Source organism: Saccharopolyspora sp. NPDC050642 (assembly GCF_040654735.1).
Classification (GTDB): domain Bacteria; phylum Actinomycetota; class Actinomycetes; order Mycobacteriales; family Pseudonocardiaceae; genus Saccharopolyspora; species Saccharopolyspora elongata.
The window spans coordinates 130,849-149,802 of record NZ_JBFAIN010000011.1 but is presented as its reverse complement, the minus strand read 5'-3'; the positions used below and the strand labels follow the sequence as shown (position 1 = coordinate 149,802).

The window sequence follows — 18,954 nt, the reverse complement described above, 5'->3', positions numbered from 1 at the left end:
GCTCAGACGTCGACCGTCGCGGCGCAACGCCAGCCCTGGTCGCCGTGGCCGATGTGCAGGCCGTGCAGCGCAACGGCTTTGGGTGTCGCGCCGACGATCTCCGCCCGAGCCACGGCGACAACGCCCAGTTCCAGCGCGATTCCGGCGGGCCGCGGCGCGACGCCGATGTCCAGCGGCACCACGCCCTCGGCGTCCAGCAGGTAGATGATCTCGTCGAGCACCGCGAGCAGGAGCTGCTCGTCGGTGCCGGCGAGCTCGGCGGTCCTGGTGCTTTCCGGCGCGCCCGCGGGGAATTCGGCGAAGGAGGCCACCAAGGCGCGGGCTGCGGCGGCCAGGCAGTCGTCCCGCGTCGAGCCCCACGCCTCGAACCGGATGTCGGCGGTGTGCGGCAGGAAGCGGAAGCCGCCGGTCACCCCTTCACCACGCCCAGCGGCACGAGCCTGGCGATCCGGCGGCACAACCCGGCTCCCTCGGCGACGGCGACGACCGCGTCGACGTCCTTGTAAGCGGTCGGCGCCTCCTCGGCCAGCCCGCGAGCGGAGCTGCCGCGCACGACGATGCCGTCGTGCTCCAGCTCGCGGCGCAGCTGGTGGGCATCGATGGTGCGGACCGCCTGGTGGCGGCTCTGCGTGCGCCCCGCGCCGTGGCACGTCGAGAAGAACGCGTCGCCGGTCGGCACGCCCGCGAGCACGTACGACGCGGTGCCCATCGAGCCGGGGATCAGCACCGGCTGCCCCGCCTCCCGCAGGCCCGGCGGCAGTTCCGGGTGCCCGGGCGGCAGCGCCCGCGTGGCTCCCTTGCGGTGGACGCACAGCGTTCGCCGTCGGCCCCCCACCTCGTGCTCCTCGATCTTGGCGAGGTTGTGCGAGATGTCGTAGACGAGGTCGAGACCGCAGCCGGTCACCTTCTCCAGCACCTCGCCGGCGGCCACGCCGAGCACGTGCCGGTTCGCGCGGGCGTAGTTCGCCGCGGCCGCCATCGCGCCGAGGTAGGCGCGGCCGGCCGGCGATTCGACCGGCGTGCAGGCCAGCTGCCGATCGGGCACGACCAGGCCGTGGTCGGCCATGCTCTCGTCCATGCTCCGCAGGTGGTCGGTGCAGATCTGGTGGCCCAGCCCGCGCGAACCGCAGTGGATCATCACGCACAGCTGGTCGAGGCGGAGCCCGAACACCCCGGCGACGCCCTCGTCGTAGATCTCGGCGACGGCCTGGACCTCCAGGAAGTGGTTGCCGGAACCCAGGCTGCCGAGCTGCCCCAGGCCGCGGTCCCGCGCCCGCGCGCTCACCCGCCCCGGCTCCGCGTCGGCCATCACGCCGCCGTCCTCGCAGCGCTCCAGGTCGCGCGGCGTGCCGCGCCCGCGCGCGACGGCGTAGTGGCAACCCTCTTCCAGCACTCGTTCGAGAGCCTCGCGGGGCAGTTCCCACACCGCGCCGCGACCCGCCCCGCGAGGCGTCGCCCGGCTGAGCCCGTTCATGATCCGCTCCGCCACCCGGCGGAAGTCCGACCGGTCGAGTTCGGCGGCCAGCAGCCGCACCCCGCAGGAGATGTCGAAGCCGACGCCGCCGGGCGAGACGACGCCGCCGGCGCGGACATCGGTGGCGGCGACGCCGCCGATCGGGAACCCGTAGCCCCAGTGCATGTCCGGCATGGCGTAGGACGCGCCGACGATGCCGGGCAGCGTAGCGACGTTCACGACCTGGTCGAGCGCGCCGTCGCCCTTCGGCGGCAACAGCCGCCGCGAGGCGAAGACGACCCCCGGCACGCGCATCTCGCCGTGCCGTTCGATCCGGAACCGGTACGGCGTCTCCTCGACGAGTTCCACCCGGACCTCCCGCGTCGCTCGCCCCGGCAATACCCACCGGAGCCCACCCCGACACGCGCCCGGCTACTGTGTCTGCCGTGGGCGAGGACGGCAGCGGCAAGGCACTCCGATCGGCAGGCGTCGGGGTGCTCGATCGCGTGGTCGCGATTCTCGACGCGGTCGAGACGCGCCCGATGGGCGCCAGCGAACTCGCCCGGCACCTCGGTCTCTCGGTGCCCACGGCGCACCGGCTGGCGCAGGCCATGGTCGGCCACGGCCTGCTGCTGCGCGACGCCGAAGGCCGCCACCACATCGGGCACCGGTTCGCCTCCACCGCGCTGGCCACCGCCGCGATCCCGGTGCTCGACGAGCTGCGGGACCAGACCGGAGAGACCGCGCAGATCTGGGTGCGGCGCGGTGAGTTGAGGCTTTGCCTGGCGTGCGCGGAATCGCCGTCCGAGCTTCGTGCGTCGTTGCCGGTGGGAACGCTGCTTCCGCTGTCGGACAAGGGATCCGCAGCCGAGGTGCTGACCGCCGAGCGCTCCGCGGACCGTTGGTTCGAGAGCGTTTCCGTGCGCACGCCCGGGTTGTGCTCGGTCAGCGCTGGGGTGCGCTACGGGGCCGAGGTCGTGGCCGCGGTGTGCGTGGCGGGCCCGGTTTCGCGGGTGGCTCCCGAGGGGCCCGGCGCGCAGTGGGGAGAGCTCGTCGCCGCCGCCGCGCGACGCCTCGAAGAGGTTCTCCAGTACCGCTGAGCGGATTTCCCGTCGCTTTCGTCGACCCCTTGCTATCCGGTGGACCGACGCCGTAGCTTCTTTCTCGCATAACGAGGATTGGTTCTCATTATTTGATAACTGACCGAGGGAGCTGACCATGCCCGCTGCCGAACCGCAGCCTCCGCTGCACGGCATCCGCGTCCTGGAACTGGGAAACTTCATCGCCGCGCCGTTCGCGACCCGGCTGTTCGCCGACTTCGGCGCCGAGATCGTCAAGATCGAGAAACCCGAGGTGGGCGACGAGCTGCGGGGCTGGCGGCGGCCGCGCGGCAGCACATCGATGATGTTCCGGACCATCGCCCGCAACAAGAAATCGGTGAGCCTGGACCTGCGCACCGCCGAAGGCCGCTCGATCGTGCTCGACCTCGCCGAGCACTGCGACGTCGTGGTCGAGAACTTCCGGCCCGGCACCTTGGAGCGCTGGGGGCTCGGCCCGGACGAGCTCACCGCCGTCAACCCGGAGATCGTGCTGGTGCGCATCTCCGGGTACGGGCAGACCGGGCCGTACCGGGACCGCGCCGGTTTCGGCGGCGTCGCCGAGGCGTTCGGCGGGCTCCGGCAGGTCACCGGCTACCCGGACCGGCCTCCGGTGCGACCCGCCGCGCCGGTCGGCGACGCGCTCGCCGGGCTCTACGGCGCGCTCGGTGCGTTGATGTTGTTGCTGGCCAAGGAGAAAGGCCATTCGCATCCGGGGCCGAGGGTCGCCGACGTCGCCCTGTACGAGTCGGTGTTCATGGTGCTGGAGTCGCTGGTCCCCGACTACGACGCCTACGGCATGGTGCGCGAGCGCACCGCGGGAAACCTGCCCGGTGTCACGCCGAGCGGGGTCTACCCGACGGCGGACGGCCAGTCGGTGATGATCTCCGGGAACTCCAGCGGTGCGTTCGGCCGGCTGATGGCGGCGATCGGCCGACCGGACCTCGCCGCCGATCCGACGCTGGCCGACGGGGACGCCCGCTACGCGCGGGAGGCGGAGCTCGACGCGGCGATCACCGAGTGGACCTCCCGGCACAAGGCCGCCGACGCGGTCGCGGTGCTCAGCGACACCGGGGTTCCCGCCGGTCCGGTCTACGACGCGCGGGCGATCACCGAAGACGAGCACTACCAGGCGCGCGACATGCTGTGCCCGGTGCCCATCGCGATAGACGGGAAGCCGGAGCAGATCCGGTTGCCCGGTGTGGTGCCGCGGCTGCCCGGCGCTCCCGGATCGGTCCGGTGGGCCGGGCCGGAGCTCGGCGAGCACACGGACGAGGTACTGGGCGGCCTGCTCGGCATTCCGGCCGCGGACCTCGACGACCTCCGCGCGCGGAAGGTGGTGTGACGATGGCGGTCACCATCACCGACGTCGTGCTGCGCGATGGGCTGCAGGACGAGCCGGTCGTGGTCCCGGTCGCCGACCGGATCGCGATCGCGCGGGCGCTGGTCGCGGCGGGGTTGCGCGACATCGAGGCGGGCTCGTTCGTGAACCCGAAGCGGGTGCCCCAGATGGCAGGCGCCGAGCAGCTGTTCCCGCTGCTGCCGAATCCAGGAACGGTCCGCTACAGCGCGCTGGCGCTCAACGCGCGCGGCGTGGCGCGGGCGGTCGCCGCCGGTGTCGAGGACATCACCGTGGTCGCCTCGGCGAGCCAGGGGCACAGCCGGGCCAACGCCGGTCGTGACGTGGAGGCTGCGGTGCACGACGTTTCCCTTGCGGTGACGGCGAATCCGTCGGTGAACTTCGCCGCGGGCATCGCGACGGCGTTCGTGTGCCCGTTCGACGGAGCGATCGATCCGGAGGCTCTGCTGGGCGTCGTCCGGCGATTCGTGGACATGGGCATCACCCGGATCGGCCTGGCCGACACCCTCGGCACGGCCACCCCCGAGCAGGTCGCGCATTCCCTCCGCGTCGTCCGCGAAGCGCTACCCGCGGTCGAACTGTCCCTGCACCTGCACAACGCGCATGGGCAAGCACTGGACACAGTGGACGCCGCGCTGGAACTGGGCGTGACCCGGTTCGACAGCGCGGCGGGCGGCTACGGCGGCTGCCCGTTCGCCCCCGGCGCGCACGGCAACATCGCCACCGAGGACCTGGTGGCACATCTGCACTCCCGAGGCGAGCCGACCGGCATCGACGAGGGCGCGCTCGCCGAAGCGGTGGCCACCGTGAGAACCGCGCTGGCCCACGCCGAACCGGTCTGAGCAGACCCGGCAGAACTGATCCCGACGTCAAAGGTGACGTGGCCCGGGGATCGGGTCGGCGTGACCGGAACAGGTCCTCGATGATCCAAGCGCTATCGCTCATCGCGCTCGTCGCGGTATTCGTCACGGCCACCACCACGCCGGTGAACATGGGTCTCCTGGCGTTCGTGGCGGCCTTCCTGATCGGCGCGTTGTCCGGGGTGAGCCTCGACGACGTGCTCGGCTTCTTCCCGGGCGACGTGTTCGTCCTGGTGGTGGGCATCACGCTGCTGTTCGGCGTGGCCCGCGTCAACGGCACGATCGACCTAGTCGTGGCGGCATCGCTGAAACTGGTCCGGGGTCGCCGCTGGGCGATCGTCTGGCTGATGTTCGCCCTGGCAGCCGTGTTGATGGCGCTCGGCTCGGTGCTCGCGGTCGGCATGCTCGCGCCGATCGCGATGCCGATCGCCGCTCGCTACCGCATCAACCCGCTGCTGATGGGGATGATGCTCAGCCACGGCGCGTTGTCCGCGGCGTTCTCGCCGATCACCGTGTACGGCGCGTTCACGTCGGGGATGGTTGCGAAGGCAGGTCTGGACGTCGGCCCGTTCGTGCTGTTCGCGGTGCCGTTCGTGCTGAACGTGGCGTTCGCGGTGGTGCTTTTCCTCGTGCTGGGGCGGAGTTTGCTCCGGCGCGACGACGAGCAGGTCAGCGCGCTCGACGAGATCGACGCCGGGGAAGGGAGTGGAACGCAGGTGCTGCGGAAGGTCGAGGTGACCCCGCGGCGCGTGCTGACCCTCGGTGGGATGGCAGTGCTGTTGACCGCAACGGGCGTTCTCGGTGTCGACGTCGGGGTGACCGCGTTCGTCGTCGGCGCAGCGCTGCTGCTGATCTCCCCGCATCGGCACCAGGATTCGATGCGCGACGTCTCCTGGTCGGCGGTGCTGCTGGTCTGCGGCATGCTCACCTACATGGCCGTGCTGAAGGAGAACGGCACGCTGGCGCTGCTCGGCGAAGCCGCGGCGGCGTTGGGATCGCCGCTGCTGGCGGCGCTGCTGCTGTGCTTCGCGGTGGCGATCTTGTCCGCCTTCGGCTCGTCGATCGGCACGCTGGGCATCGCCTTGCCGCTGGCCATCCCGCTGCTGGAGATGGGCGACATCGGGGCGGTGGGTTTCATCGTCGCGCTCGGGTTCTGCTCCACAGTGGTCGATGTCAGTCCGTTCTCCACCAACGGCGTCATCGTGCTCGCGCAGGCGCAGGTGCCGGACAAATCGCGCTTCCAGCGCCAGATGCTCGCCTACGGCGGCCTGGTCGTGGTGGCGGCGCCGCTGCTGGTGTGGTCGGCGGTGATCCTTCCGGCTTCGCTGTGACGATCGGGGCCCGCGTCCGGGACGCGGGCCCCGGCAGGTCAGGCCTTGGCGGGTTCGTCCTCCTCGCGGGGGAGCGGGGGAGCGGACGCCGGGTCGGCGAGGGTGGCGACGGCCCGGTCGCGATCGAGCGCTCCGTCCCACTTGGACACGATGAACGTCGCCACGCAGTTGCCCAGCAGGTTGGTCACCACCCGCATGGTGTCCATGATCCGGTCCGCGCCGAGCATCAGGGCGACCGCGGCCACCGGGATGACGCCGACCGCCGAGGCCGTCGCGGACAGCGCGATGAACGCCGAGCCGGGGATGCCGGCCATGCCCTTGGAGGTGAGGATCAGCACCAGCACCACGGTGATCTGCTGCCCGATGGTCAGGTCCACGCCGACGGCCTGGGCCATGAACAGCGTCGCCAGCGACAGGTAGATGGACGCGCCGTCGAGGTTGAACGAGTACCCGGTCGGGATGACCAGTCCGACCGCTTCCTTGCGGCAGCCCGCGCGTTCGAGCTTCTCCATGATCCGCGGCATCACGACCTCGCTGGACGCGGTGCCGATCGCCAGCGCGAATTCCTCCCGCGTGTAGCGCAGGAACTTCAGGATGCTCAACCCAGTGAACGCCTTGAGCAGCGCGCCGAGCACGACGCAGAACAGCAGTGCCGCGCCGTAGCAGGCGCCGATCAGGGTGGCGTAGGTGCTCAGCGAGGACAGCCCGTACTGGCCGATGAGGTAGGCCATCGAACCGAACACCGCGATCGGGGCCAGCCGCATCACGTAGCCGATGATCTTGAAGATGATCTCGCCGGTCTGCTCGATGAAGGCGAACACCTGCGGCGCGCGCCCGATCCCGATGTGCAGCAGCCCGGCGGCGAACAGCACCGCCAGCAGCAGGACCTGCAGCAGCTCGTTGTCGGCGAAGGCCGCCACCGCGCTCTCCGGGATCATGTGCAGCACGAACTCGGCCGGACCGGGCATCTGCTCGCCGTGCGTCTTGGCGGTCACGCCGGAGGTGTCCAGCGTCGCCGGGTCGATGTCCAGCCCCGCGCCGGGCTGGACGAGGTTCCCGGCGACGAGGCCGAGGGCGAGGGCGGCGGTGGTGACCACCTCGAAGTAGATCAGCGCCTTGAGCCCGATCCGCCCGACCGAACGCATGTCGCCGGCCTTGGCGATGCCGACCACGACCACGCAGAAGATCAGCGGCGCGATCACCATCTTGATCAGCCGGATGAACCCGTCGCCGATCGGTTTGAGGGCGCCGCCGAACTCGGGCCAGAAGTGGCCGACGGCGATGCCGATGACGGCTGCGATGAGCACCTGGACGAACAGCGAGGAAAGAACCCTCGACACGCGGCCGCGCCGGACCGGCGACGCTGGCTGAGCCACGTCGGCCTCCCAATTCCCCAATGTGGAAGTATACTTCGCAAATTTCTGGGAGTGTGCGTGCCCGGTCGGCCGGAGTCAAGGGGCGGAGCGCGATCGGTCCGCTGCTGAACGGCGTCCTCGCTCGTCGGCCCCAAGATCACCAGATCGGTCGAATCATGATCCGTGACTGTTCGATCACAATGGGTCACATGCACCGGTGGGCCCGGGAGGGCGGCCGCCGTTCCCAGCGTTCTCCCAGGTTGTTCATGCGGCCCTCCCGCACGGCCGAACTAGCTTGACCGCAGATCTGAACCGTCGCGTTGGAGTGGGGTCGATGAAGGGCGTGGCTGCGCGCGAACCGAAGGCGGTCACCCCCGATGCGGTCGACCGGGTTCGCCCGGCCGAGCGCGACGACGTCGTCGGCCAGGCCGTGCTGTTCACCGTCGTCGGCGTGCTCGCCACCGCGACGAACGCGGTGCTCTACGTGCTGCTGCGGGGCATCTTCCCGGTCGGTGCCTCGAACTTCTGCTCGCTGCTGATCACGACCGTGGCCAGCAGCGCGGCGCACCGGCACTTCGCGTTCGCCGCCCGCGACGAGCACCGGGCCAGGATGCACCTGCAGACCCTCGCGGTGTTCGCCTTCTACTGCGTGTCGAACAACATCGCGCTGGGCCTGCTGGGGCTGGCCGTCGAAGATCCCTCCAGCGTCGCGGAGGCCGCCGCTGTCGCCGCGTTGAGCGTCATCGGCGGCACCACCCGCTTCGCCGTGATGCGGCTGTGGGTGTTCAGCCGCTCAGCCGGTCACCGCGCCAGCTGGGAGTAGTGCGAGGCGTCGCCGCTGCGGGTGGTGCTGCGGACGCCGTCGATGCTCACCGGGACGTCGCCGGCGAGCGTGACCCGGTGCAGCCGGCGCGGCTGGTCGTCGTAGTCGGCGATCGCGTAGTGCTGCGTCGCCCGGTTGTCCCAGATCGCCAGGTCGCCGTCCGACCAGTCCCAGCGCACCGTGTTCTCCAACTGGATCACCCGGGCCTGCAGCAGCTGGAACACGGTGTGCGACTCGGCGCTGGTGAGCCCGACGAGGCGCTTGACGAAATGCCCCAGCAGCAAGGCGCGCTCGCCGGTTTCCGGGTGCACCCGGACCACCGGGTGCTCGGTCTCGTACACGTCGGAGATGAATTCCTTGCGGTACTGCTGGAATTTCACGTCCACCCCGCCGAGGCGCGTCTCGTCGATGCTCGCCGCGTAGTCGTAGGCGTTGGTGTGCACCGCCCACAGCGAATCCACCAGCGCCCGCAGCGAATCGGGCAGCTTCTCGTACGCCGCAACGGTGCTGGCCCAGGTGGTGGTGCCGCCGTAGGACGGGAGCCGGATCGCGCGCAGCAGGCTGATGGCCGGGATCCGGTCGACGAACGTGACGTCCGTGTGCCAGCTGTTGGCCTTGGAGTAGTCGGAGTCGATGGGCAGGATGCTCGCGTGGTCGGTGCCCTTGACCGTGGGGTGGGCCAGGGTCGGCTCGCCCAGCAGCTCGGCGAAGGCGAGCTGGCCGGCGTCGTCGAGGTGGTGCTGGCCGCGGAAGAAGATCACCTTGTGCGCGAGCAGCGCGGCCCGGATCTCGGCCACCGTCGCGGCGCCGAGGTCGCCGCCGAGGCGCACCCCGTCGATGCGGGCGCCGATGTGCGCACCGAGCTTGACGACCTGGACGGCGGTGCGTTCGAGCTGGCTGGTCATGGCGCGGTCCTTTCGGGAATGCAGTGGTTCGAAACTGCGATTGCGGGATTGTTTCCGGCGGGGAAAAGGGAATTCGGCTCGCCGAACCGCACGCTAGGTAGGAATCGCGCGGCCCGGCAAGGCATGTCGTGGCACTGAAATTAATTCGGCGGGTTCGTCCCGCATCGCGGGCGGCTTTGACATCGGCGATCCCGCAACGGATTCTCTCGGCATGGCTCAGTTCACCGCGTTCCGGCACCGGGGTTTTCGGGCGGCGGCCCGCGAATTCGCCGTGCCGTGCTGTCGTCGCGGCTGACCGGTTCTTCGTAGGCCGCGTCCGGCCGATTCCCGATATTTCCCCGCCCGCCGAGCGGAACCCGATCTCGGCGGGGCGACCGTGCACGCCGATTTCCCGAGACGACAAGGCAGCATCTCGTGACGACCATCCTGTCCCCTGGGGGACGAGCAGACCCGCGCCCGGCCGGGATCCGCGAGACGAACGCGGCCGCCGTGCTCGGCGCGATCCGGCAGGCCGGGCCGCTTTCCCGGGCGGCCATCGAGCGCCGGATCGCGCTGAGCACGCCCACGGTCAGCCGGCAGGTCACCACCCTCATCGACCTCGGCATCGTCCGCGAGGTCCCGGAACTCACCCGGTTCGGCGCGGTCGGCCGCCCCCGGGTGCCGGTGGACATCGACGAAACGGTGCTCGCCGCGTGCGGGGTGCACGTCGGGGTCAGCACCACCACCATCGGGCTGGCGGACCTGCGCGGCCGGTTGCTGGCAGGGGAGACCATTCCCACGCCCGCCGGCGTGCCCGAGGACGCGCTGGACTTCCTCGCCGACCGGATCCGGGCGTTCCTGCGCCGCCGCCCGGAACGCGGCGCCGTCGGCATCGGCCTGGTGACCGGCGGGCACGTCGATCCCGAGCGCGGTGTGGTCGACCACGAACGGCTCGGCTGGCACCGGGTCCGCGCCCGCGACCTGCTAGAACGCGCCACCGGACGGCCGGTGCACCTCGACGGGCACCTGCCCGCTATGGCCACTGCGGAACTCCTCTTCGGACTCCGCCAGGCACCCCGGAGCGTGCTCTACTTCTACGCGCGCCAAGTCGTCGGCGTGGCGCTGGTGACCGGCGGCCGGCTGCACCGCGGCCCGGGGCGAGCCGGGGACATCGCGCACCTCGCGGCCGGCACCGACGTCCCGTGCCCGTGCGGCCGGACCGGCTGCCTGGAGGCCTCGGTGTCCGAGCAGGCCGTCGTCCGGCGGGCGGTCGACGCGGGCGTGATCGCGCAGCCCGACATCCGGCTGCTGCACGCCGCGGCTGCCGCGGGCGATCCCGGCGCGGACCGGATCCTGGCGGCGCGGGCCCGCACGATCGGCCGGGCGGTGGCGGTCCTGCGCGACATCATCGACCCCGACCTGGTCGTGCTCGGTGGCCAGGCGATCACCGACTCGCTGGAGCACCTCGACGACCTGCGGCACGGCTTCGCCGACCACACCGCGCTGCCCGGCGCGGACCCGCCCGCCGTCACCCGCTTCGGCCCCGACGTGCAGGCCGTCGCGGCCTGCACCAGCGTCCTCGCGCACCTCTACGACCGCCCGCTCACCCTGCTCTCCGGCCTGCGAAGGAAGTCATGACGCACGACATCAGCCGGCGCCGACTGCTGCACGGCATCGGCCTCGCCGCGCTGCTGGCCACCGGCTGCGAATCCGCCGTCGACCGCCAGGAACGCGCGGCCGCCACGGTGGCCGTCCCGAAGCCCGGCGGCGTCGCCAAGCTGGGCCTGACGCTCGACCTGATCCCGAAGAACCTGTTCACCAACACCGGCCCGGCGATCACCGCGCTGATCGGCCTGGTCTACGACCGGCTGGTCCGCTACGGGCCCGCGGGCGTGCAGCCACAACCCGCGCTCGCCACGTCGTGGACGTTGTCCCCGGACGGCACCGCGCTGACCCTCCGGCTGCGCGACGACGTCAGGTTCCACACCGGACGCCCGTTCACCTCAGCGGACGTGGCGTTCTCGCTGCGCAGCTACGCGGATCCGCAGTGGAACGGGCAGCTGCGCAGCACGGCGGCGGCGATCACCGGCATCGACGCCTCGAAACCGCACGAGGTGGTGCTGCGCTTCGCCCACCCGCTGGGCAACATCTTCGACCTGCTCGACACCGTGCCGATCATCGACTCGGAGACCGCCGCCGACATCCGCACCGGCAAGCGGTTCGTGGGCACCGGGCCGTTCCGGTTCGCGGGCCGCCGCCCGAACACCGACCTGCGGTTCACCCGGAACCCCGACTACTACGTGCCCGGCCGCCCCTACCTGGACGAGGTGCAGGCGCGGATCATCCCGGAGAAGTCGTCGCTGCTGTCCGCGCTGAAGGCGGGCCAGGTGCACTTCGCGGACTCCCTGAGCCAACGCGACGTCGAATCGGCGCTGAGCCTGGGCTCGCTGAAGGCGATCACGCTGACCGGCGCGGAATTGCAGTCCTACGTCGGGGCCAACGTCACCGCGCCGCCGCTGGACGACCCGCGGATCCGCCAGGCGATCGCGTACGCGCTGGACCGGGACCGGATCATCGCCGAGGTGTTCCGGGGCCAGGGGTTCGCGTCCTCGCTGCCGTGGCCGCAGGACAGCCCCGCCCACGACCAGGCGCGCTCCGCCCGCTACGCGCGGGACCTGCCCCGCGCGCGGTCGCTGGTCGGGCAGCACGGCCCGTTGCCGGTGATCCCGCTGGTGTACCCGGCGAAGGACACGTCGCTGTCCGCGATCGCGCAGATCGTGCAGCACGACCTGGCGGAGGCCGGGATCGAGGTCCGCCTCGAACCGGTGGACTACTCGCGGTTCACCCAGCAGCTGATCGAAGGCGCCTTCCAGGGCCTGTGGACCACGAACCACTCCTGGGCGCAGCTGACGCCCTCGACGCTGGCCGTCAGCGCCTATCCCTTCAACGCCCGCAAGAACGCCTCGCACTTCTCCTCGCCGGCCTACACGGCGGCGGCCGAAGCGGCGTGGCACCTGCCGGAGCCGACCGGGGACCGCGCCACCGCGGCCTACGGCGAGCTGTCCGACCAGCTGCTCGACGAGCTGTTCTTGATCGAGATCGGCGTCTACTCGCAGCGCTGGGCGCATTCCGCCGCGCTGCACGGCATCCGCTACAGCCGGCGCCGCGAACTCGACCTGACCGAAGCGTTCCTCGCCTGACCTCGAAAGGTTCTCCCCGATGCTGATGTACCTGCTGCGCCGGGTGCCTTCGGCGCTGCTGGTCCTGCTGCTCGCCTCGGTGCTGATATTCCTGGTGATCCGGCTGATCCCGGGCGATCCGGCGGCCACCCTGGCGGGCTCGGACGCCGCCCCGGAAGCCGTTGCCGCGATCCGCCACGAGCTCGGCCTCGACCAGCCGGTGCACGTCCAGTACCTGCAGTGGCTGGGCGGTGTGCTCACCGGCGACCTCGGCAGCTCCTACCTGATCGGCGGCCGGATCGCCGACCTGCTGGCCGACGGCGCCGCCAACACGGTGGTGCTCGCGGCGACCGCGCTGGCCATCGCGGTGCTGAGCGCCGCGCTGATCGGTCCGCTGTGGGCGGTTCGGCGGGGCCGCTGGCTGGACCGGTTGCTGACCGGCTTCACCACGGCCGCCGTGGCGCTGCCGCCGTACGTCACCGGCGTGCTGCTGGTGCTGTTGTTCGGCGTGGCGGTGCGGTTGCTGCCGGCCGGCGGGGTGCCGCCGGACGGGCTGTCGGACCGCCTGGACATCACCGCCCAGTACCTCGTGATGCCCGCGCTCTGCCTGGCGCTTCCGGTGGCGGCGGTGCTGATCCGGTTCTTCGCCGAATCGCTGCGGACCGAACTCGGTCGCGCGCACGTCACCACGGCCGCGGCGGCGGGTGTGGCCCGTCGGCGGATCGTGCTGCGGCACGCGATGCGCAACGCCGTCCCCGCGTCGGTGACGGTGCTCGGCCTGCAGGTCGGCAACCTGCTCGGCGGCGCGGTGCTGGTCGAGGCGGTGTTCTCGTGGCCGGGCCTGGGCATGCTCATCGAGCAGGGCATCGACCGCCGCGATTACCCCGTCGTGCAGGTCCTCCTGCTGCTGTCCGTCGCGGTGTTCGTGCTCATCCAGCTGCTGACCGACATCGTGCACGCATACCTGGACCCGCGGATCAGGCTCGGGAGCCCGTCATGACCCTCACCGAACAAGTCACCGAAGCACCGGTAGCCCCGCCCGAACGACCGGCGAAACGGCGAAAGTCCGCACGGGGCAAGGGAGTCGCCGGGGTCCTGGTGGTGGGCCTGGTGTTCGCCGCCGGGCTGGCCGCGCCGCTGCTCGCGCCGCACGCGCCGGACGCGCAGTTGGAGGGCGCGAACCTGGTCGGGCCCAGCGCCGCGCACTGGTTCGGCACCGACGCGCTCAACCGCGACGTGCTGTCCCGGGTGCTTCACGGCATCCGGGTCGACCTGCTGATCAGCTTCGTCGCCGTGCCGCTCGGGGCGGTGCTCGGCGGCCTCGTCGGCGCGGTGTCGACCGCGCACCGGGCGCTCGACGTCGTGGTCCAGCGCGCGCTGGACGTGCTCCTGGCCTTCCCACACCTGATCCTGGCGATCGGCCTCACCGCGGTCATCGGGCCCGGGCTCCGGACGATCCTGATCGCGGTGGTCCTGGTGGAGATCCCGGTGTTCGCGCGGCTGATCCGCGCCGAGGTGCTGCGGGTGCGCGAGCTGCAGTTCGTCGTGGCCGCCGAGGCGATCGGCGCGAGCCGCGGCCGGATCCTGCGCGCCCACGTGGTGCCGAACTCGGTGGGGCCGCTGATCGTGCAGCTGGCGCTGTCGATGTCCGTCGCGGTGTTCCTGGAGGGCGCGATGAGCTTCCTCGGGCTGGGCGTCCGCCCGCCGGAGCCGTCGCTGGGCAGCATCCTCAACGCGGCGCTGAACTACCTGGATGCCAATCCGATGTTCGCGGTCGGGCCACTGCTGGTGATCACGTTGCTGGTGCTCGGTTTCCAGCTGATCGCCCAGGCGGCGAGCACCGCGACGAGAACAGGGGAGCGAACGTGGTGAGCATTCCGGACGACGCGCGCGGCTACGACGGCTTCGGCGGCGAGATCGGCCGCACGTTCGCTGAATCCAAGCCGTGGTGGCCGCCAGCGGCCCGCGCCGGAGGCGCGCCGAACATCGTGGTGGTGATCGTCGACGACCTCGGCTACAGCGACATCGGCCCGTACGGGTCCGAAGTGGACACGCCGAACCTGGACCGGCTGGCCGCCGACGGGGTGCAGCTGGCGAACTACCACACCACGCCGCTGTGCTCACCCTCGCGCGCGGCGCTGCTGACCGGCCTCAACCCGCACCGGGCCGGCTTCGCGGTGCCGGCCAACTCCGATCCCGGCTACCCGGCGTACTTCTTCGAGCTGCCCGACGACGCGCCGACGCTGGCGGAATCGCTGCGCGCGGGCGGCTACGCCACCTTCGCGGTGGGGAAGTGGCACCTGACCAGGGACGCGCTCAGCCACGACGCGGCGGACCGCTCCTCCTGGCCGCTGCAGCGCGGCTTCGACCGGTACTTCGGCAGCCTGGAGGGCCTGACCAACCTGCACCACCCGCACCGGCTGGTGTGGGACAACAGCCCCTACGACGTCGGCGAGCACCCCGATGGCTACTTCCTGACCGACGAGCTCACCGACCGCGCGATCGGCATGATCGACACGCTGCGGGCCAACGATCCCGACAAGCCGTTCTTCCTGTACTTCGCCCACCACGCGGTGCACGGCCCGATCGCCGCCAAGGAACCCGACCTGGCCAAGTACCGCGGCCGGTACAAGGAGGGCTGGGACGCGATCCGGGAGCAGCGGTTCCGGCGGCAGCTCGCGGCGGGCCTGTTCCCGCCGGGAACCGCGCTGCCGCCCCGCAACAGCGAGCCGGGCAAGGGCGTGCAGCCCTGGGACGAGCTGACGACCGAGCAGCAGGAGCTCTTCGCCCGGTACATGGAGGTCTACGCCGCGTCCGTGGACAGCGTCGACCAGAGCCTGGGGCGGCTGCTCGCGGCGCTGGAGCGGCACGGCGAGCTGGACTCCACGATCATCGTGTTCACCTCGGACAACGGCGCGACCGCCGAAGGCGGGGAGGAAGGCACGCGCAGTTACTTCAGCCAGTTCGCGCACGTCCCGGGCCTGCCCGCCGAATGGGAGCGGGACGTGCCCCGGGACCAGGAACTCATCGGCGGCCCGCAGACCACCGTGCACTACCCGCGCGGCTGGGCGCAGGCGTCGAACACGCCGTTCCGGCTGTACAAGTTCGACACGTTCGCCGGCGGCGTCCGCACGCCGTTCCTGCTGCACTGGCCGGGCGGCCTCACCGAAACCGGGCTGCGGCACCAGTACGTCTACGTGAACGACGTCGCGCCGACGCTGCTGGAACTGGCGGGAGTGCCACGAGCGGCGCACCGCAACGGCGTCGCGGCGGCGGAGCCGGACGGCGTGAGCGCGGTGGACGTGCTGCGCAGCCCGCACCGGCCGAGCCGGCACACCCGGCAGTACACCGAGACCGGCGGGAACCGGGGCTATTACGCCGACGGCTGGAAGATCGTCACCCGGCACGTGCCCGGCGCGGAGTTCTCCGACGACGAATGGGAACTCTACGACCTGGCGACCGATCCGACCGAAACCCGCAACGTCGCCGCGGCGCATCCCGGCAAGCTGAAGGAACTCGCGGCGGAGTGGGAGCGGACGGCGTGGCGCAACGCGGTCTTCCCGCTCAACGACGGCAGCCCCGGGGCGCGACTGCGCAGAGCCGACGAGGAGCAGCTGCGCGGCGCGGTGACGCTGTTCCCGGGTACGCCGACGCTGGAGCGCTACCGCTCCGCCCGCCTGATCCAGTTCCGCGATTTCACCGTCACAGCAAGCGCTTTGCACACGCCGGTCGAGCGGGGCGTGCTGTTCGCGCACGGAGATCAGGGCGGCGGGTACCTCGTTCACCTCGACGCCGACGGGGCGCATCTCGTCTACAACGCCTACGGCCGGGTCCACCGGGCGGGCCCGGTCCCGGTCGGCGTCGGCCGCGTGACGGTGCGGTTGGTGGCCGAGGCGCTGCCGGAGTTCCGCTGGCGGCTGGCGCTGCAGGTCGGGGCGCGCCAAGCCGAATTGCCCGCGGTGCCGCAACTGCTGGGGCTGGCGCCGTTCACCGGCATCAGCATCGGCCTGGACCGCGGCGGACCGGTGGACTGGGAACTGCACCGGCGCGAGCGGACCTTCCCCTACACCGGGCGGCTTTCGTGGGTCCGCTACGAACCCGGCCGCCCGGCGGACTACGACCCGGAGCAGGTCGCCCGGCTGTGGGCCGAAGCCCAACGCGTCTACGACTGAGGAGATCATCTTGGCAACGCAGCCCCTGTTGGCGTTCGACGGGCTGACGATCGGCTTCGACGCCGGTCCGGTCGTGCGCGACGTGAGCTTCGACGTGGCGGCGGGCGAAATCGTCGCTGTCGTCGGCGAATCCGGTTCGGGGAAGTCGGTCAGCGCCCGCGCGGCGCTGGGCCTGCTGCCCCCGAGCGCCTCGGTGTCCGGCAGCATCCGGCTGGGCGGGCACGAGCTCGTGGGCGCGGATCGCCGGCGGTGGCAGGAGATCCGCGGCAACCGCATCGCGATGGTCTTCCAGGAACCGTCGACGGCCCTCAACCCGGTGTTCACCGTCGGCTGGCAGCTCACCGAGGCGCTGCGCGCGCACCGGGAGCTCAGCCGCGCGCAGGCCTTCGCCGAGGCGGTGGAACTGCTCGACGCGGTCGGCATCCCCGAACCGGCGCGGCGCGCGAAGCAGTACCCGCACCAGCTCTCCGGCGGCCAGCAGCAGCGCGTGGTGATCGCGATGGCGCTGGCAGGCGATCCGGAGGTGCTGATCGCCGACGAGCCGACCACGGCCTTGGACGTCACGGTCCAGGCCGAGATTCTGGACCTGCTGCGGCAGCTCCGCGACCGGCGCGGCACGTCGATCGTGCTGATCACGCACAATATGGGCGTGGTGGCCGACATCGCGGACCGCGTAGTGGTGATGCGCCACGGAGAAGTGGTGGAGGACGGGTCGGCGCGCTCGCTGTTCGCGCGCCCGTCGCACGCCTACACGCGCGAGCTGTTGGCCGCCGTGCCGCGATTCGGCCAGGAGCCCGTGCGGACCACCGCCGAGGACCGGGCCGCGCTGGAGCTGACCGGCGTCGTGGTCGACTACCGCGGATTCCGGGCCGTCGATGGCGTGGACCTGCGCGTCGGCCGCGGCGAGGTGCAGGCGCTGGTCGGCGAATCGGGCTCGGGCAAGTCCACGCTGGGCCGGGTGGCGGCCGGCCTGCTGCGGCCCAGCGCAGGCATCGCGACGGTGCTCGGAACCGACCCGGCGGCGCTGACGGCCCGCCAGCGCCGCAGGTTGCGCCGCCGGATCGGCTTCGTGTTCCAGGATCCGGCGGGCTCGCTCAATCCACGGTGGACGGTCCGGGACTGCATCGGCGAGCCGATGCTGGTGCACCGGACGGCGACCGGCCCGGCGGCCGGCCGGCGGGTCGAGGAACTCCTCGACGCGGTCCGCCTGCCGGCCGCGACGGCGGCACGCCACCCGCACGAGCTCTCCGGCGGCCAACGCCAGCGGGTGGGCCTCGCGCGAGCGCTCGCCCTGGGCCCGGAACTGCTGATCGCCGACGAACCGACCAGCGCCCTGGACGTCTCGGTCCAAGCCGCCGTCCTGGACCTGCTGAAATCCCTGCAGGCGGAGCTGGGCTTCGCCTGCCTGTTCATCACCCACGACCTGGCGGTGGCGGACAACCTGGCCCACCGGATCACGGTCCTCCACCGCGGCCGGGTGGACGAACAAGGCCCGACCCGCCAGGTCCTGCACAACCCGGAGGCGACCTACACGCGTCGGCTGGTCGCGGCGGTCCCGAAGGCGGACCTGCTGCGGTAGCGCTAGTCCTCCGGACCGTGGCGGGGGCTCACGGCCCGGAGCGTTCGTGGGTGGCCGTCGGCGGCAGGGCTGCGGCTCGGGGAGAGCCGAGGGCCCGGGAGAGGCCGCGGGCGGCCGCCCGGACCGCCGGGACCAGCGCCATCGGGTCGCTGGTCCCGGCCGGGACCACGAGGGACAGCGCCGCGATCACGTTGTCCGCATCGCCGCGGACCGGGGCCGCGACCGAAAGGGTGGACAGCTCGATCTGCCGGTCGCTGATCGCGAAGCCGTTCTTGCGGACGTCGGCCAGCACCCCGCGCAGCCGTCGCGGGTCGGCGAGAGTCAGATCCGTGAACCGCTTCAGCGGCCCCTCCAGGACCGCCTCCTGCATCTCGCGGTCGGCGTGCGCGAGCAGGACGAGGCCGACGCCGGTGGCGTGCAGCGGCAGCCTGCCACCCGGCCGGGACACCACCGGCACGGCATCCCGGCCGGAAATGCGCTCCAGGTAGACGACCTCGTGGCCGTCGAGGACGCCGAGCTGCGCGTTCTGCCGGGTGGCCTCGTAGAGGTCGCCGAGGAACGGCATGGCGACCTCGCGCAGGAACGTGCCGCGCGGCGTCAGCGCGGCGAGCTCGTAGATCCGCAGTCCGATGCGGTAGCAGCCGTCGTCGTCGCGCTCCAGCGCGCCCCACCCGGCGAGCTCGCCGACCAGGCGGTGCGTCGTGGTCAGCGACAGGCCGCTCTGGCGGCTGATCGCCGACAGCGTCAGGGACGGCCGCTCCGGCGAGAACGTCTCCAGGATCCGGAACAGCCTGGACGCCACGCTCGGCGCTCCCGCCCCGCTGCGCTCGCCCACGACATCCCCCCTGGCGCTCCGACCGG

Annotated in this window: 16 protein-coding genes; 11 read left to right on the top strand and 5 right to left on the bottom strand. The window is 71.8% G+C overall.

From position 1 onward, the window contains the following. Positions 1-2: 2 nt before the first annotated feature. Entirely contained in the window at positions 3-413 is a 411-nt protein-coding gene (locus tag AB0H93_RS19520; protein WP_358574250.1) for an archease, read from the bottom strand. Next, the gene (locus tag AB0H93_RS19515) at positions 410-1,822 is read right to left on the bottom strand and encodes an RtcB family protein (RefSeq protein ID WP_358574248.1); all 1,413 of its coding nucleotides are present in this window, start codon (positions 1,820-1,822) and stop codon (positions 410-412) included. The genes AB0H93_RS19520 and AB0H93_RS19515 overlap by 4 nt, the downstream gene beginning before the upstream one ends. A gap of 77 nt (positions 1,823-1,899) precedes the next feature. Here AB0H93_RS19515 and AB0H93_RS19510 point away from each other — a divergent pair, with 77 nt between their 5' ends. The 4 genes from AB0H93_RS19510 to AB0H93_RS19495 all read left to right on the top strand — a co-directional run bounded on the left by AB0H93_RS19510 (position 1,900) and on the right by AB0H93_RS19495 (position 6,101). Next, positions 1,900-2,553: a helix-turn-helix domain-containing protein gene (locus tag AB0H93_RS19510; protein ID WP_358574247.1), complete on the top strand. Its 654-nt coding sequence runs from the start codon at positions 1,900-1,902 to the stop codon at positions 2,551-2,553. Between the two features lie 118 nt (positions 2,554-2,671). Next, positions 2,672-3,895: a CaiB/BaiF CoA-transferase family protein gene (locus AB0H93_RS19505; protein ID WP_358574246.1), complete on the top strand. Its 1,224-nt coding sequence runs from the start codon at positions 2,672-2,674 to the stop codon at positions 3,893-3,895. 2 nt (positions 3,896-3,897) lie between these two features. Continuing rightward, on the top strand, positions 3,898-4,752 hold the full coding sequence (locus AB0H93_RS19500) for a hydroxymethylglutaryl-CoA lyase (protein ID WP_358574245.1): 855 nt from the start codon (positions 3,898-3,900) through the stop codon (positions 4,750-4,752). An 80-nt stretch (positions 4,753-4,832) separates the two neighbouring features. Beyond that, complete coding sequence (locus AB0H93_RS19495) at positions 4,833-6,101, top strand: SLC13 family permease (RefSeq protein WP_358574243.1); 1,269 nt, start codon at positions 4,833-4,835, stop codon at positions 6,099-6,101. Positions 6,102-6,139: 38 nt separating this feature from the next. Here the strand turns inward: AB0H93_RS19495 and dctA are convergent, their stop codons facing one another. Further along, positions 6,140-7,477 carry a C4-dicarboxylate transporter DctA gene (gene dctA / locus AB0H93_RS19490; protein ID WP_358574241.1) on the bottom strand — a complete coding sequence of 446 codons (1,338 nt, stop codon included), beginning with the start codon at positions 7,475-7,477 and terminating at the stop codon, positions 6,140-6,142. Between the two features lie 313 nt (positions 7,478-7,790). Here dctA and AB0H93_RS19485 point away from each other — a divergent pair, with 313 nt between their 5' ends. Next, a complete protein-coding gene (locus AB0H93_RS19485; protein WP_358574240.1) occupies positions 7,791-8,279 on the top strand; it encodes a GtrA family protein in 489 nt (162 codons plus the stop codon). Here AB0H93_RS19485 and AB0H93_RS19480 read toward each other — a convergent pair. Next, positions 8,258-9,184 carry a TauD/TfdA family dioxygenase gene (locus tag AB0H93_RS19480; RefSeq protein WP_358574239.1) on the bottom strand — a complete coding sequence of 309 codons (927 nt, stop codon included), beginning with the start codon at positions 9,182-9,184 and terminating at the stop codon, positions 8,258-8,260. The genes AB0H93_RS19485 and AB0H93_RS19480 overlap by 22 nt on opposite strands. A 414-nt stretch (positions 9,185-9,598) precedes the next feature. Here AB0H93_RS19480 and AB0H93_RS19475 point away from each other — a divergent pair, with 414 nt between their 5' ends. Genes AB0H93_RS19475 through AB0H93_RS19450 form a run of 6 tightly spaced genes read left to right on the top strand, consistent with a single transcriptional unit; the run spans position 9,599 to position 18,093 of the window. Continuing rightward, a complete protein-coding gene (locus AB0H93_RS19475; protein WP_358574238.1) occupies positions 9,599-10,801 on the top strand; it encodes an ROK family transcriptional regulator in 1,203 nt (400 codons plus the stop codon). Then, positions 10,798-12,363 carry an ABC transporter substrate-binding protein gene (locus tag AB0H93_RS19470; protein WP_358574237.1) on the top strand — a complete coding sequence of 522 codons (1,566 nt, stop codon included), beginning with the start codon at positions 10,798-10,800 and terminating at the stop codon, positions 12,361-12,363. Before AB0H93_RS19475 ends, AB0H93_RS19470 begins: the two co-directional genes overlap by 4 nt. Positions 12,364-12,382: 19 nt before the next feature. After that, on the top strand, positions 12,383-13,342 hold the full coding sequence (locus AB0H93_RS19465) for an ABC transporter permease (RefSeq protein ID WP_358574236.1): 960 nt from the start codon (positions 12,383-12,385) through the stop codon (positions 13,340-13,342). Then, a complete protein-coding gene (locus AB0H93_RS19460; protein ID WP_358574235.1) occupies positions 13,339-14,214 on the top strand; it encodes an ABC transporter permease in 876 nt (291 codons plus the stop codon). Before AB0H93_RS19465 ends, AB0H93_RS19460 begins: the two co-directional genes overlap by 4 nt. Further along, complete coding sequence (locus AB0H93_RS19455) at positions 14,211-16,514, top strand: arylsulfatase (protein WP_358574233.1); 2,304 nt, start codon at positions 14,211-14,213, stop codon at positions 16,512-16,514. The genes AB0H93_RS19460 and AB0H93_RS19455 overlap by 4 nt, the downstream gene beginning before the upstream one ends. A gap of 10 nt (positions 16,515-16,524) precedes the next feature. After that, complete coding sequence (locus tag AB0H93_RS19450; RefSeq protein WP_358574232.1) at positions 16,525-18,093, top strand: ABC transporter ATP-binding protein; 1,569 nt, start codon at positions 16,525-16,527, stop codon at positions 18,091-18,093. Between the two features lie 28 nt (positions 18,094-18,121). On the opposite strand, the gene AB0H93_RS19445 is transcribed toward AB0H93_RS19450, so the two are convergent. Further along, complete coding sequence (locus AB0H93_RS19445) at positions 18,122-18,928, bottom strand: IclR family transcriptional regulator (RefSeq protein WP_358574230.1); 807 nt, start codon at positions 18,926-18,928, stop codon at positions 18,122-18,124. Between the last annotated feature and the right edge of the window lie 26 nt (positions 18,929-18,954).